The organism is Streptomyces sp. NPDC029014 (assembly GCF_055564695.1).
Window position 1 is genome coordinate 2,854 of sequence record NZ_JBVHVT010000052.1, and the last position, 13,836, is coordinate 16,689.

The following is a 13,836-nucleotide window of genomic DNA, read 5'->3' on the forward strand; positions in this document are numbered from 1 at the left end:
TGTCGGGAGCTGGGGGTCCCTTGGGGGGGGAACGGTGTGTCTGGGGCTCCCCCCCCCCCCCCCCCCCCCCCCCCGGCCGCGAGCAGCAGCCCGGCGATCACCGGGCCGGAGGACCGCCCGGACGCGGCGGAGCGGTCGGGGAGGGAATCGGAGCGGGAGTCGGTCGGCATGGCAGCGATTCTCGCCCCTGCACCGGGCCCGTCGTGTGCGGCGGCCGGGCGAGCGTGCGCCACAGGGTCCGGCGCAGCGAGGCGACCACGGCGCCGAGCCGCAGCGGCTCGCAGATCCGGTTCTCGGCGGCGGCCACCAGGGCCCGCTCGTCCCGGTCCGTGAGGACGGACGGCGGGGTGGCCTGGGCGGCGAGCGGGGTCCGGACAGCGGGCATCGGGCATTCTCCTTGCCAATCGGGGGCCAATGCCGCGAGTCTGGACCCTGATTGGCCTGGCAGGCAGAGCCAATCGGGGGAGGTTGGCATGGCAAACGGGGGAGTGGTCCGAACGGCGGACAGGACGATCGGCAGCCGCGCCCTCGCGGCGCTGCTCCCCGCCGAGGTGCGGGGCCGACCCGGCTACCGGTCGCTCGCCGAGGCCGTCCGCAGCCTGGTCCTCGACGGCCGCGTCCCCCTGCACGTCCGGCTGCCGGCCGAACGCGAGCTCGCCGAGGCGCTCGGCGCCAGCCGGGCCACCGTCACCGCCGCCTACGACCTGCTCCGCGAGAGCGGCTACTGCCGCAGCCGGCGGGGCTCCGGCACCTGGACCGAACTGCCCGACGGCCACGGCCCGGTCGGCGCCCACCTGCTGAGCGCGACCGGCGCCCAGCCCGCCGACCGGGCCGACGGCATCGACCTCGCCGTCGCCGCCATGGGCGCCCCGCAGGAGAGCCTCGCCGAGGCCCTCGCCCAGGCGGCCGCCCGACTGCCCGCCCTCGCCCACGACCCCGGCTACCACCCCTTCGGGCTGCCCGAGCTGCGCCGCGCCGTCGCCGACCGGTTCACCCGGCGGGGCCTGGCCACCCGCCCCGAGCAGATACTCGTCACGGCCGGGGCGCAGCACGCCTTCGTCCTGGTCGCGAGCCTGCTCTGCCACGCGGGAGACCGCGTCGTGACGGAGAACCCGACCTACGCGAACGTCCTCGACGCCCTGCGGCACGCCCGACTGCGCACCGTGCCCGTCGTGGTCTCCGACGCCGGCTGGGACATGGAGAACGCCGAGTCCACGCTGCGCCAGACCGTGCCGAGGCTGGCGTACGCGATCCCCGACTTCCACAATCCGACCGGCGCGCTGATGCCGCCCGAGGAGCGGCTGCGGCTGCTGTCGGCGACCCGCCGGACCGGCACCTGGCTGGTGGTCGACGAGACGATCGCCGACATCGCCCTCGACGTCCCGACCCCGCAGCCGCTGGCCTCCCTGGCGCCGCGGGGCGCGGCGGACCACGTCGTGACGATCGGCTCGCTCAGCAAGACGCACTGGGGCGGGCTGCGGGTGGGCTGGATCCGGGCCACGGAGAAGCTGGTCACCGAGCTGGCCGCGGTGCGGGTGGCGGCCGACCTGACCGGCTCCGTGCTCGACCAGCTCGTCGCCCTGCCGCTGCTGGAGAGCGCCGAGCGGGTCCTGCCGGCCCGCCTCGCGCAGCTGCGGGACCGCCGCGAGGCACTCGTACGGGCGCTGCGACGGCACACCCCGGAGTGGTCCTGGCGGGTTCCGCCGGGCGGGCTGTCGCTGTGGGTGGACCTGGGCGGGCCGGTGGGCTCCGCGCTGGCGGAGCGGGCCGCGGCCGCCGGGGTGCACATCGGGCGCGGGGCCCGCTTCGGCGTGGACCCGGGCACCTTCGAGCACCGGATCCGGATCCCGTACACGCTGCCGGCGGACCGCCTGGAGGAGGGGATACGCCGCCTCGCCGCGGCCTGCTACGACGGCGCGCCGCTGGCCCCGTCGGTGGAGCGGCCCCACTGGGTGGCCTAGCGGCGGCCAGCGGCGGCCCGTGGCTCGCGTGGCTCGCGCGGCTACGGGGTGCGGATGAGGCGGCGGGTGGCGGCCGCGGCCACCGCCGCCGTACGCGAGTCCACGCCGAGCTTGGCGTAGACGTGCACCAGGTGGGACTTGACCGTGGCCTGGCTGAGGAAGAGCCGCTTCGATATCTGCTGGTTCGACAGGCCGTCGGCCACCAGCTGGAGCACCTCCAGCTCCCGCTTCGTCAGCGCCTCCGCCGGCGTCCGCATCCGGTCCATCAGGCGCAGCGCCACCGCCGGGGCCAGCGCCGACTGGCCCGCCGCGGCCGTGCGCACGGCCGCGGCCAGCTCCTCCGGCGGGGCGTCCTTGAGGAGGTAGCCCGACGCGCCGGCCTCGACCGCCGCGAGGATGTCCGCGTCCGTGTCGTACGTGGTCAGCACCAGCACCCGGGGCGCCCCGGGCCGGGCGGTGATCTGTGCGGTGGCCGCCGAGCCGTGCATGCCCGCGCCGAACTGGAGGTCCATCAGGACCACGTCCACGGCCCCGGCGGCGGTCAGCTCCACCGCCCGCTCGGCGGTCGCCGCCTCCGCGACCACCGAGAAGTCCGGTTCCGTGTCCAGCACGGCGCGCAGCCCGGCCCGCACCACCGGGTGGTCGTCGGCCAGCAGCAGTCGGATCGTCATCGGGAAGCCTCCAGGTGGTCGGCGGCGCCGGCGGCGCCGACGGCGCCGCCCGCGGCAGCGTCCGCGGCGTCGCGGGCGCACGCGGGCAGCGGCAGGGTGACGGCCACGGCGGTGCCCTGGCCCGGCGCGGACTCCACGGTGAACAGCCCGCCCAGCGTCTCGGCCCGCGCCCGCATCGCCGGCAGTCCGAAGCCGCCTTCGCCGGAAGGGGCGCTCGCCGGTTCGAAGCCGGTCCCGTCGTCCACGACGTCGAGCGTCACGGAGCCGTCCATGAAGGTCAGGGTGATCCCGGCGCGCCCGGCCCCCGCGTGCCGCACCACGTTGGCCAGGGCCGACTGCGCGATCCGCAGCAGCGCCACCTCGTACGGGGTGGGCAGCTCCCGCGGGGTGCCGCTGACCGAGAACCGGGCCTGCGGCACCCCGGCGCACAGCCGCTCCAGTGCCGCGGCCAGCGAGCCGTGCTCCAGGTCCGGCGGGGTCAGGGCGCGGACGAACCGGCGGGCCTCGGCGAGGTTGTCCTGGGCGGCCTCCCGCGCCCGGCCGATGTGCTCCAGGGCCGGGGCCAGCCGCGGATCCCGCTCGGGCAGGGCCCGCTCGGCGGCCCGCAGCAGCAGCTGGATGGAGGACAGCCCCTGGGCCAGGGTGTCGTGGATCTCCCGGGCCAGCCGCTCCCGCTCCGCCACGGTCCCGGCGTCGCGTTCGGCCGCTGCCAGCTCGGCCCGGGTGGCGATGAGCTCCTCGATCAGCTCGCGGCGGCGTTCGCTCTCCCGGTACAGCGCCTGGTAGCCGAGGACGGTCGCCACGGCCACGGCGGCGCCGAGCAGCGGCCCGAGGAAGGCGCCCGGCGTCACGGTGCCGCTGTGGCCGAGGAACGAGGCGATGGCCGCGCCGGCGGTCACGGCCACGGCGGCCACGCCCCAGCGCAGCCGCAGCAGGTGCAGCTCCAGGAAGTACAGCGGGAACGCGATCCACAGCCCGTCGGGGGACAGCACCAGCAGCGCCGCCCACACCGCGCCGAGCGCCGCGAGCCACCCCCCGGCGGCCGCGGCCGACCCGCGGACGGCGGGGGAGCGCGCCCCGGCCCCGTACAGGGCGGCCAGCACGGCGCAGACGGCGACCACCGCGCCCGCCGAGGGCAGGGAGTGGGCGACGGCCCGCCCCGCGGCGAGCACGAGCAGGGCCAGCAGCAGGGCGTGCAGGCACAGCCGCAGGACGCGGGAGACGGGGGTGAGGGGGCGGAGGGGTGACGCGGTCATGGCCCGACCAGCGTAAGGGGGTCCGGGGCGGGCCCGGTCAATCGAAAGTTTGATGTCGGGATGCGTCCTTCGATACGAGGATCGCTCCCGTGGCGCGATGCCCGGCGGAGATGCGGGAGACCAAGGTGGGGGCATGTTCGTCGCTTGGAGAGACCTGCGGTTCGCAAGGGGCCGCTTCGCACTCATGGGTTCGGTGGTCCTGCTGATCACCCTGCTGGTCGGCCTGTTGTCCGGGCTCACCGCCGGCCTGGCCCGGGAGAACATCTCGGCCGTCACCGGCCTGCCGGCCACGCACCTGGCCTTCGCCGAGCCCCCCGGGGACCAGAAGGTGTCGTTCACCAACTCACAGGTGTCCGAGAAGGCCTGGCGGGCCTGGAGGGCGCAGCCCGGGGTGAGGTCGGCGCAGCCGCTCGGCATCCGCACCACCAACGCCGCCGCGGGCGAGCGCACCGCCGCCGTCTCCGTCTTCGGCGTGGACCCGGCCGGCCCGCTCGCACCGACCGCCACCGGCCTCGGCCAGGGCCGGGTGGTGCTCGCCGAGAAGGCTGCCAAGGAGCTCGGAGGCCTCACCGCCGGCTCCCGGCTGAAGATCGGCCCGCTCGAACTGACCGTGGCCGCCGTCTCCGGCACCGCCGCCTACAGCCACACCCCGGTCGTCTGGGCGGACCTGGACGACTGGCAGCGCATCGGCAACCCCGGCACGTCCCTCGACACGACCGCGACCGTCGTCGCCCTCGACGCACCCGACGCCACCGGCGCCGGCCTCACCACCGGCGACCGGGCCGCCGGCACCCGGGCGCAGACCATCGAGGAGGCCCTCGGCGCCATAGGGTCCTACCAGGCCGAGAACGGCTCCCTCCAGCTGATGCGCGGCTTCCTCTTCGCGATCTCCGCCCTCGTCATAGGGGCCTTCTTCACCGTCTGGACCATCCAGCGCGCCGGTGACATCGCCGTCCTGAAGGCACTGGGCGCATCCACCCCCTACCTGCTGCGCGACGCCCTCGGCCAGGCGGTGGTCATGCTGGCGATCGGCACCGGGCTCGGCACGGCGCTCGCGGCCGGCATCGGCGCGCTGATCAGCGGCGGCGACGTGCCCTTCGTCCTCGACGCCGCCACCGTCCTGGCCCCCGCCGCGATCATGATCGTGCTCGGTGCGCTGGGCGCGGCCCTGTCCATCCGGCGGATCACCGCCGTCGACCCCCTGATCGCGCTCGGGAGCGCCCGATGACCCTCCTCGTCCACGACGTCACGCTCACCTATCCGGACGGTGAGGGCCGGCTGACCGCCCTCGACGAGGTCCGCCTGGAGGTGGCCGCCGGCACCCTGACGGCCGTGGTCGGGCCGTCCGGCTCCGGCAAGTCCAGCCTGCTCGCGGTCGCCGCCACCCTCGTCACCCCCGACTCGGGCCGGGTGGAGGTGGCCGGGCAGGACACCACGGTGCTCGGTCCGGCCGAGAAGGCGGCCCTGCGCCGGGAGAAGATCGGCATCGTCTTCCAGCAGTCCAACCTGCTGGCCTCGCTCACCGCGGCCGAGCAGCTCCAGGTCATGGCACACCTGTCCGGCCGTCCCTCGAAGGTGCTGCGCCGCCGGGCCCTGGAGCTGCTGGACGCCGTCGGCATGGCCGACAAGGCGGACAAACGGCCGCACCAGCTCTCCGGGGGCCAGCGGCAGCGGGTGAACATCGCGCGGGCCCTGATGAACGAGCCGGTGGTGCTGCTCGTCGACGAGCCCACCAGCGCCCTGGACCACGAGCGCGGCGCGGCCGTCCTCGACCTGCTGGTCACCCTCACCCGGGAGCGGGGCACGGCGACGGTGCTGGTCACCCACGACCGGGCCCACCTGGAGCGGATGGACCGCACGGCGACGATGACGGACGGCCGCCTCACGGAGGCCGCCCCGCGGGCCGGCGCCCCGGGCGGTGCCGACCCCGCGGCCGGGGCACCGGGGGCGGCTGGGGCTGCCGAGGTTGCCGGGGCTGCCGGGGCAGCGGGGGTCGCCGGGGTTGCCAGGACTGCCGTTCAGCCGGCGGGCCGGGCCGACGGCGCGAGGTAGACGCGCCACGGCCGCTCCCCGGGCAGGCCGGGCAGCGGGTACGGCCGCCAGCCCCGGGCCCACGGCGGTGCAGCGGCGCCGTCCGCGACCAGCACCGCGGCGGGCTGCCGGGCCGCGAGGGCGGCGAGGCCCGCGGCGCTGATGCTGCCGTCGTGGCCGCCGTACACCTGGCGCGAGGCGCAGCCGGCGCGGTACGCGACCCGGACCGCCTCGACGCCGCTGACGACGCACGGCGGCCGGACGCCCCGGCGGTGCAGCTCGGCCGCCACGGCGGCGAAGGCCGTCCGCGCGGCCCGGCTGCGGTCCGCCACCGCGGCCGTGAGGAGCAGCTGGAGCGCGAGGTGCCCGGCCAGCACCAGGCACAGCAGGCCGCGGACGGCCGGACGGCCGCGGGCCGCGCGCAGCAGCCGGGCCAGGCACAGCGCGGCGGGCAGCGCGAGCAGGGCGTACGCGGGGAGCAGGAAGCGCGGGGCGGCGTACCCCACCATCAGCAGGTAGGGCGTGGCCAGGGACAGCCCGGCCGCGGTGGCCGCGAGGACCGGCCGCAGCAGGTCCGTCCGGTACGCGGCGGCCAGCCCGCCGGCGGTCAGCAGGGGCAGGGCGAGCCACCACAGTCCGGTGACCGGCTGGTCCCAGGGCACGTCGCACGGACGGCACAGGGTCCGCCCGGCGAGGGCCCGCAGATGGTCCCCGAACGCCGGGTGCCAGCCGAGCCCGCCCTGGATCTCGGCGGCCCGGTGCAGTCTGACCAGTACGCCCCCGTGGTCCCGCTGCGCCTCGACCAGCCACGGGGCCCAGCCGGCCAGGGCACCGGCCGCGAGGACGGCGGGCAGGGCCGGCCGCCGCCGGCCCGGAACGGCCACCGCGGCGCACACCAGGGGCAGGACCAGCCAGAAGGCGTCGGCGGGCCGCATCAGCGCGGCGAACGCCACGGCGACCCCCGCCCCGGCGAGGGCACGGCGGTCCCGCCGGTCGGCGGCGGCGCGCAGGAAGCAGCCGACGGCGGTCAGCGCCGCGAAGGCCACCCAGAGGTTGGGCATGGCCTGCGGCCCGTACGTCAGGGTCGGCCACAGCCCGGCGAACAGCAGGCCGGCGAGGGCGAGCACCGGGACGGGCAGCAGCCGGCGCCACACCCACAGCGCGAGCAGCAGGGCGGCCGTCGACAGCAGGGCCAGGTAGATGCGCAGGGCGAGGACGGAGGACGTGGACGCGGCGACGGGGGCGGCGAGCCAGCTGATCCCGCGGGCGCGCGGGGCGCTGAAGAAAGCGGCGGGGGCGTCCCGGGCGACCTGGCTGACGTACACGGTCTCGTCCCAGCCGAGGCCGGTGCCGGGCACGGCGAGGAGCAGCTGGACGAGGGCGTAGGCCGCGGCGACGGGCGCCAGCCGGGCCAGGTCCCGGCGGCGCGCCGCCGGGTCCGCGGGCGGCGGGTGCAGGGCGCGCCCCGGCAGGGGCGCCGTGACGGAGTCGCGGGCCATGGGCGGACCTCGGTGACCTCGGGGACGCGGGCAGTGCGCACCACGCTGCCCCGGGCGGCCCGCCCCCGCCACGGGAGCACCGGCACCCGGCCCAACGCCTCGCCCCCGGGCCCCCGCCCCGGGTGATCCGCGGCATCCCGGCACCGCGCCCCGCCGCAGGTGTCGGCGGGGACGGATCCTGCTCGTGGGGTCAGGCGGGGTTCTGGCTCTGCAGGGCCACGGACAGTTCGGCCGCCACGTTCTGCAGGATCGGCACGATCGACGCGGTCAGGTCCTCGGTGACCCGGCCGGCCGGACCCGAGATGGAGATCGCGGCGGGGGTCGGCGAGTTCGGCACCGACACGGCCAGGCAGCGGACTCCTATTTCCTGCTCGTTGTCGTCGACCGCGTAGCCCAGCTTGCGGACCTGCTCCAGGGCGTCGAGGAAGCCCTCGGGCGTGGTGATGGTCTTCTCGGTCGCGGCCGGCATGCCGGTGCGCGCGAGCAGGGCCCGTACCTCGTCGGCCGGGGTGTGGGCGAGCAGGGCCTTGCCGACGCCGGTGGAGTGCGGCAGCACCCGGCGGCCGACCTCCGTGAACATGCGCATGGAGTGCTTGGAGGGCACCTGGGCGACGTAGACGATCTCGTCCCCGTCGAGCAGGGCCATGTTGGCCGTCTCGCCGGTCTCCTCCACCAGCCGTGCCAGGTAGGGCCGCGCCCAGGTCCCCAGCAGGCGGGAGGCGGACTCGCCGAGGCGGATCAGGCGGGGGCCGAGCGCGTACCGCCGGTTGGGCTGCTGCCGGACGTAGCCGCACGCGACGAGCGTGCGCATGAGACGGTGGATGGTCGGCAGGGGCAGGCCGCTGGCGGTGGACAGCTCGCTGAGCCCGACCTCGCCACCCGCGTCGGCCATGCGTTCGAGCAGATCGAAGGCGCGCTCGAGGGACTGGACGCCACCGCCGCCGGCGGTGGACTTGGCGGAAGCGTCGGTGGTGCTGGCGCTGGACGTCGGCACGGCGCGGTCCTTTCGGTGCAGGCAGGCAAGGAAGCAGCCTACCGGGCGGCCGGCATCGGCCCCAGTGTCGGGGCGGTGCCGTCCTCGCCGGTCAGAGCGGGTTTGTCCGGGTGGCGGAGGTGCTCGGGAAGTTACCGGGCCGGCCCGCCGCGGCGATAGCTACATTCTGTATGGCGAAATCCTAATTCCATCTCGTGGAAACATCCAACTGCCGGTCTGATGTGTCGGTGCACCGTCCGGACACTCTTGACTGGCCCCGGATCGACATGAAGACTCCGTCAACAGAACGTTGAATTTCGCTCTGTGGAAGTAGATGGGGAGGTTCCGGCGTGTCCGACGACGTGGAACTGGTACTGCGCTCGACTCGCGTCATCACCCCCGGGGGGACGCGCGCCGCCTCGGTCGCCGTCGCCGCCGGAAAGATCGCCGCCGTCCTCCCGTACGACGCCGAGACCCCGGCCGGCGCCCGCGTCGAGGACTTCGGGGACGACGTCCTGCTCCCCGGCCTGGTCGACACCCACGTCCACGCGAACGACCCCGGCCGCACCGAGTGGGAGGGCTTCTGGACGGCCACCCGCGCCGCCGCGGCCGGCGGCATCACCACCCTCCTCGACATGCCGCTGAACTCGCTGCCGCCCACCACCACCGTCGCCAACCTGCGCGTCAAGCAGGACGTGGCCCGCGCGAAGGCCCACGTGGACGTCGGCTTCTGGGGCGGCGCCCTCCCCGACAACGTCAAGGACCTGCGCCCACTGCACGACGCCGGGGTGTTCGGCTTCAAGTGCTTCCTGTCCCCTTCCGGCGTCGAGGAGTTCCCGGAGCTCGACCAGGACCGGCTGGCGGCCTCCCTCGCCGAGATCAGCGGCTTCGGCGGCCTGATGATCGTGCACGCCGAGGACCCCCACCACCTCGACTCCGCGCCGGTCGTGCCCGGCCCGAAGTACGCCGACTTCCTCGCCTCCCGACCGCGCGACGCCGAGAACACCGCGATCGGGAACCTGATCGCCCAGGCCCGCCGGCTGAACGCCCGCGTCCACGTCCTGCACCTGTCGTCGAGCGACGCGCTCCCGCTGATCGCCGCCGCCAAGGCCGAAGGCGTCGCGATCACCGTCGAGTCCTGCCCGCACTACCTGACCCTGACGGCCGAGGAAGTGCCCGACGGCGCCAGCGAGTTCAAGTGCTGCCCGCCCATCCGCGAGGCCGCCAACCAGGACCTGCTGTGGGGCGCGCTCGCCGACGGCACCATCGACTGCATCGTCTCCGACCACTCGCCCTCCACCGCGGACCTCAAGACCGCCGACTTCTCCACCGCCTGGGGCGGCATCTCCTCCCTCCAACTGGGCCTGCCCGCCGTCTGGACCGAGGCCCGCCGCCGCGGCCGCACCCTGGAGGACGTCGTCCGCTGGATGTCCGCCGCCCCCGCCCGCCTGGCGGGCCTGGACCGCAAGGGCGCCATCGAGGTCGGCCGCGACGCCGACTTCGCGGTCCTGGCCCCCGAAGAAACGTTCACCGTGGACCCGGCCGAGCTCCACCACCGCAACCAGGTCACGGCGTACGCGGGCAGGACCCTGCACGGCGTCGTGAAGTCCACCTGGCTGCGCGGGCGGAAGATCGCCGACCGCGGCACTCCGTCCGAGCCCACCGGCCTCCTCCTCGAAAGGCAGAACTGACCGTGGCAGCGATCCCCTCCTTCACCGGCAACGCGAACCCGTACGGGGGCGGCGACCCGTACGCCGACTACCGCACGGCCGAGTTCCCGTTCACCCAGTACGCGAACCTCGCCGCCCGTGAGCTGGGCGCCGGTGTCATCGCCGCCAACGACGAGTTCTTCGCCCAGCGCGAGAACCTGCTGGTCTCCGAGCCCGCGCACTTCGACCCCGAGGACTTCGGGCACAAGGGCAAGGTCATGGACGGTTGGGAGACCCGCCGCCGCCGCGGCGTCTGCGCCGAACGGCCCTGGCCCACCGCGGAGGACCACGACTGGGCCCTCGTACGCCTGGGCGCGCCCGGCGTGATCCGCGGCATCGTCGTCGACACCGCCCACTTCCGCGGCAACATGCCGCAGGCCGTCTCCGTCGAGGGCACCAACTGGGAGGGCGCGCTCGCCCCCACCCCCGAGGAACTCCTCGGCGACGACGTCAAGTGGACCACCCTCGTCCCGCGCACCCCGGTCGGCGGCCACGCCGCCAACGGCTTCGAGGTGAACGCCGAACAGCGCTTCACGCACCTGCGCGTCAACCAGCACCCGGACGGCGGCATCGCCCGCCTCCGCGTCCACGGCGAGGTCCTCCCGGACCCGAAGTGGCTGCGGGCCCTGGGCTCCTTCGACGTCGTCGCCCTGGAGAACGGCGGCGCCGTCCAGGACGCGTCCAACCGCTTCTACTCCCCGCCGACCAACACCATCAACCCGGGCCGCTCCCGCAAGATGGACGACGGCTGGGAGACCGCCCGCCGCCGCGACGACGGCAACGACTGGATCCGCTACCAGCTGGTCGCCGAGTCCGAGATCCGCGCCGTCGAGATCGACACCGCCTACCTCAAGGGCAACTCGGCCGGCTGGGCCTCCCTGTCGGTCAGGACGGGCGAGGACGGGGAGTGGACCGAGTTCCTGCCGCGCACCCGCCTGCAGCCCGACACCAACCACCGCTTCGTACTGGACACCCCGGCGGTCGGCACCCACGTCCGCATCGACATCTTCCCCGACGGCGGCTTCTCCCGGCTGCGCCTGTACGGCTCCCTGACGGAGGCCGGCACGGCCGCGCTCGCCGCCCGCCACCAGGAACTGGGCGGCTGATCGGGGCGGGGGGGGGGGGGGGGGGGAGCCCCCCCCCCCCCCCCCCCCCCCCCCCCCCCCCCCCCCCCCCCGGTGGCGCGGTGCTCAGGCGCGGACCAGGGCGAGGACCTCGTCGCGGATCCGGGTGAGGGTCTCGGGGTCGCGGGCCTCGACGTTGAGGCGCAGCAGCGGCTCGGTGTTGGAGGGGCGCAGGTTGAACCACCAGTCGGCGGAGGTGACGGTGAGGCCGTCCAGCTCGTCGAGGGTGGTGCCGTCGGCGCTGCCGTACGCGGCCTTGACGGCGGCGATGCGGTCGGCCTGGTCGGCGACGGTGGAGTTGATCTCTCCGGAGCCGGTGTACCGGTCGTAGGAGGCGACGAGGGCGGAGAGGGGGCCCTCCTGGCCGCCGAGGGCGGCGAGGACGTGGAGCGCGGCGAGCATGCCGGTGTCGGCGTTCCAGAAGTCCTTGAAGTAGTAGTGCGCCGAGTGCTCGCCGCCGAAGATGGCGCCGGTGCGGGCCATCTCCTCCTTGATGAAGGAGTGGCCGACGCGGGTGCGCACGGGGGTGCCGCCGTGTTCGCGGACGACCTCGGGGACGGACCAGGAGGTGATCAGGTTGTGGATCACCGTGCCGGTGCCGCCGTTGCGGGCGAGCTCGCGGGCCGCGACGAGCGCGGTGATCGCGGAGGGGGAGACGCCCTCGCCGCGCTCGTCGACGACGAAGCAGCGGTCGGCGTCGCCGTCGAAGGCGAGGCCGAGGTCGGCGCCCTCGGCGCGCACGCGGGCCTGGAGGTCGACGATGTTCTTCGGGTCGAGGGGGTTGGCCTCGTGGTTCGGGAAGGTGCCGTCGAGCTCGAAGTACAGGGGTACGAGCTCCAGCGGCAGGCCGTCGAAGACGGTGGGGACGGTGTGGCCGCCCATGCCGTTGCCCGCGTCCACGACGACCTTCAGGGGGCGGATCCCGCCGAGGTCGACGAGCGACTTGAGGTGTTCGGCGTAGCCGACGAGGGTGTCCTGCTCGGTGACGGTGCCGGGGACGGTGTCCCCGGGGGCCGCGGGGAGGCCTTCGTCGGACCACTTCTCGACGAGTTCCCGGATGGTCGCGAGGCCGGTGTCCTGGCCGACGGGGGCGGCGCCGGCGCGGCAGAGCTTGATGCCGTTGTAGCGGGCCGGGTTGTGGGAGGCGGTGAACATCGCGCCGGGCAGGTCGAGCTTGCCGGAGGCGTAGTACAGCTGGTCGGTGGAGCAGAGCCCGATGAGGGTGACGTCGGTGCCGCGGGCGGCCGCGCCGCGCGCGAAGGCGGCGGACAGGCCGGGCGAGGAGGGCCGCATGTCGTGGCCGACGACGATCGCGGTGGCGCCGGTGATCTCGACGAAGGCGGCACCGAACAGCTCGGCCAGCGATTCGTCCCACTCGTCGGGCACGACGCCGCGTACGTCGTACGCCTTGACGATGTTCGAGAAATCTGCGGCCACTGACTGCCTGCCCTCCTGGAAGGTACCCGTGCGGTGGGCCCAAACCTACCGTGCAGGCAACCGGCCGATCGGGCCGCGGTGGCCACGGGACACCCGGGTCCGGGGGCGTGGCGGTCCGGGGGGCGTACGCGGTCCGGGGCGGCGCGAGGGGCGGTGCCCGTCAGGAGTCGGGGGAGCGCAGCACCCGCAGGTGCCCTCGGCGGGTCTCGCCGCCGGACCCCGGGCCGCCCTGGGCGCCGCCGCGGCCGGCCTCGGCGGCGCGGTCGTGCGGGCGGGCCGCCTCGCGGACGGCGTTGGCCAGCGCTTCGAGGTCGTCGCCGCTCGGGCGGGACGGGCCCGACCCGTCGGTCAGGCGCACGACGTCCCAGCCGCGGGGTGCGGTCAGGCGCTCGGAGTGCTCGGCGCACAGGTCGTAGCAGTGGGGTTCGGCGTAGGTGGCGAGCGGGCCGAGAACTGCGGTCGAGTCGGCGTAGACGTACGTCAGGGTCGCGACGGCAGGGCGGCCGCACGCGGTGCGCGAACAGCGACGTACAAGGCTCACGACGTTGGACGGTACCGCACTCTTGACCGGGCCGCGACGACTCTCCCGCCCGTCACTCCCCCGTGTCGCCTCCCCGAAGGGGCCCGGCGGGCCTCGAAACGCCCCGGTCGGAGCCCGTTTCGGGGCTACGCTGCGGGGGTGACCGACAGCCCCGTGCCGCCCCGCGCACCGCACCCCGCCGAACCCCCCGCCGAGCCGCGCGTCCGCCGCCGCGACCGGCACGGGCGGGGGATGCGGGGTCCGGTGGCGCCGCCCCAGGTGCCGCTGGCCGCCAGCCGGGCCGAGCTCTTCGGCGACCTCGTACAGGAGTCGGTGGAGCGGCTGGAGCGGCGCTGGCCGCAGCTGGCGGACGTGGAGTTCCTGGTCGCGGACGTGCCGGGGCCGCCCGGCGGGCCGGACGGCGGCTGGAACGACGAGGCGGTGCCGCTGGGTGCGCTGTCGGAGCCGTCGGGCCCGGACCGGCCGGCGCGGATCGTGGTGTTCCGGCGGCCGGTGGAGATCCGGTCGAAGACGCGGGACGACCGGGCGGTGCTGGTCCACGAGGTCGTGGTCGAGCAGGTGGCGGAACTGCTGGGGCTGTCCCCGGAGACGGTGGACCCGCGGTACGGCCAGGACTGACGCCGGACCGTACCGC

12 protein-coding genes and 1 pseudogene are annotated in these 13,836 nt (G+C 75.4%); 6 read left to right on the forward strand and 7 right to left on the reverse strand.

Features of this window, described 5'->3' with window-relative positions:
* Positions 1-97: 97 nt before the first annotated feature.
* Positions 98-385 carry a hypothetical protein gene (locus ACZ4VL_RS26105; protein ID WP_468204445.1) on the reverse strand — a complete coding sequence of 96 codons (288 nt, stop codon included), beginning with the start codon at positions 383-385 and terminating at the stop codon, positions 98-100.
* An 88-nt stretch (positions 386-473) separates the two neighbouring features.
* Here ACZ4VL_RS26105 and yczR point away from each other — a divergent pair, with 88 nt between their 5' ends.
* Positions 474-1,961, forward strand: coding sequence for a MocR-like transcription factor YczR (gene yczR, locus ACZ4VL_RS26110; RefSeq protein WP_468204446.1), 1,488 nt, complete (start codon positions 474-476; stop codon positions 1,959-1,961).
* A 41-nt stretch (positions 1,962-2,002) separates the two neighbouring features.
* Here the strand turns inward: yczR and ACZ4VL_RS26115 are convergent, their stop codons facing one another.
* Together ACZ4VL_RS26115 and ACZ4VL_RS26120 are read right to left on the reverse strand one after the other, a co-directional pair.
* Positions 2,003-2,632, reverse strand: a complete 630-nt coding sequence (locus ACZ4VL_RS26115) for a response regulator (protein ID WP_468204447.1) — start codon at positions 2,630-2,632, stop codon at positions 2,003-2,005.
* Positions 2,629-3,888 carry a sensor histidine kinase gene (locus ACZ4VL_RS26120; RefSeq protein ID WP_468204448.1) on the reverse strand — a complete coding sequence of 420 codons (1,260 nt, stop codon included), beginning with the start codon at positions 3,886-3,888 and terminating at the stop codon, positions 2,629-2,631. The genes ACZ4VL_RS26115 and ACZ4VL_RS26120 overlap by 4 nt, the downstream gene beginning before the upstream one ends.
* Before the next feature lie 133 nt (positions 3,889-4,021).
* On the opposite strand from ACZ4VL_RS26120, the gene ACZ4VL_RS26125 reads away from it, so the two are divergent.
* Both ACZ4VL_RS26125 and ACZ4VL_RS26130 read left to right on the forward strand, forming a co-directional pair.
* Positions 4,022-5,116: an ABC transporter permease gene (locus ACZ4VL_RS26125; RefSeq protein ID WP_468204451.1), complete on the forward strand. Its 1,095-nt coding sequence runs from the start codon at positions 4,022-4,024 to the stop codon at positions 5,114-5,116.
* A pseudogene (locus ACZ4VL_RS26130) lies at positions 5,113-5,784 on the forward strand (ABC transporter ATP-binding protein); the annotation flags it as partial. The gene ACZ4VL_RS26125 and the pseudogene ACZ4VL_RS26130, both read left to right, overlap by 4 nt.
* Before the next feature lie 122 nt (positions 5,785-5,906).
* On the opposite strand, the gene ACZ4VL_RS26135 reads toward ACZ4VL_RS26130, so the two are convergent.
* Positions 5,907-7,418: a hypothetical protein gene (locus tag ACZ4VL_RS26135; protein WP_468204453.1), complete on the reverse strand. Its 1,512-nt coding sequence runs from the start codon at positions 7,416-7,418 to the stop codon at positions 5,907-5,909.
* A gap of 190 nt (positions 7,419-7,608) precedes the next feature.
* A complete protein-coding gene (locus ACZ4VL_RS26140) occupies positions 7,609-8,412 on the reverse strand; it encodes an IclR family transcriptional regulator (protein ID WP_468204455.1) in 804 nt (267 codons plus the stop codon).
* 329 nt (positions 8,413-8,741) lie between these two features.
* On the opposite strand from ACZ4VL_RS26140, the gene allB reads away from it, so the two are divergent.
* A complete protein-coding gene (allB, locus tag ACZ4VL_RS26145) occupies positions 8,742-10,082 on the forward strand; it encodes an allantoinase AllB (RefSeq protein WP_468204459.1) in 1,341 nt (446 codons plus the stop codon).
* Positions 10,083-10,084: 2 nt separating this feature from the next.
* Positions 10,085-11,206 (forward strand): allantoicase, encoded by a 1,122-nt coding sequence (gene alc, locus ACZ4VL_RS26150; protein WP_468204460.1) that lies wholly within the window; start codon positions 10,085-10,087, stop codon positions 11,204-11,206.
* Positions 11,207-11,290: 84 nt separating this feature from the next.
* On the opposite strand, the gene ACZ4VL_RS26155 is transcribed toward alc, so the two are convergent.
* Both ACZ4VL_RS26155 and ACZ4VL_RS26160 read right to left on the reverse strand, forming a co-directional pair.
* Positions 11,291-12,661, reverse strand: coding sequence for a phosphomannomutase/phosphoglucomutase (locus ACZ4VL_RS26155; RefSeq protein ID WP_468204463.1), 1,371 nt, complete (start codon positions 12,659-12,661; stop codon positions 11,291-11,293).
* A 160-nt stretch (positions 12,662-12,821) separates the two neighbouring features.
* Positions 12,822-13,202, reverse strand: coding sequence for a DUF3499 domain-containing protein (locus ACZ4VL_RS26160; protein ID WP_361100133.1), 381 nt, complete (start codon positions 13,200-13,202; stop codon positions 12,822-12,824).
* A 138-nt stretch (positions 13,203-13,340) separates the two neighbouring features.
* On the opposite strand from ACZ4VL_RS26160, the gene ACZ4VL_RS26165 reads away from it, so the two are divergent.
* Complete coding sequence (locus tag ACZ4VL_RS26165; protein ID WP_468204466.1) at positions 13,341-13,820, forward strand: metallopeptidase family protein; 480 nt, start codon at positions 13,341-13,343, stop codon at positions 13,818-13,820.
* The last annotated feature ends 16 nt before the right edge of the window (positions 13,821-13,836 follow it).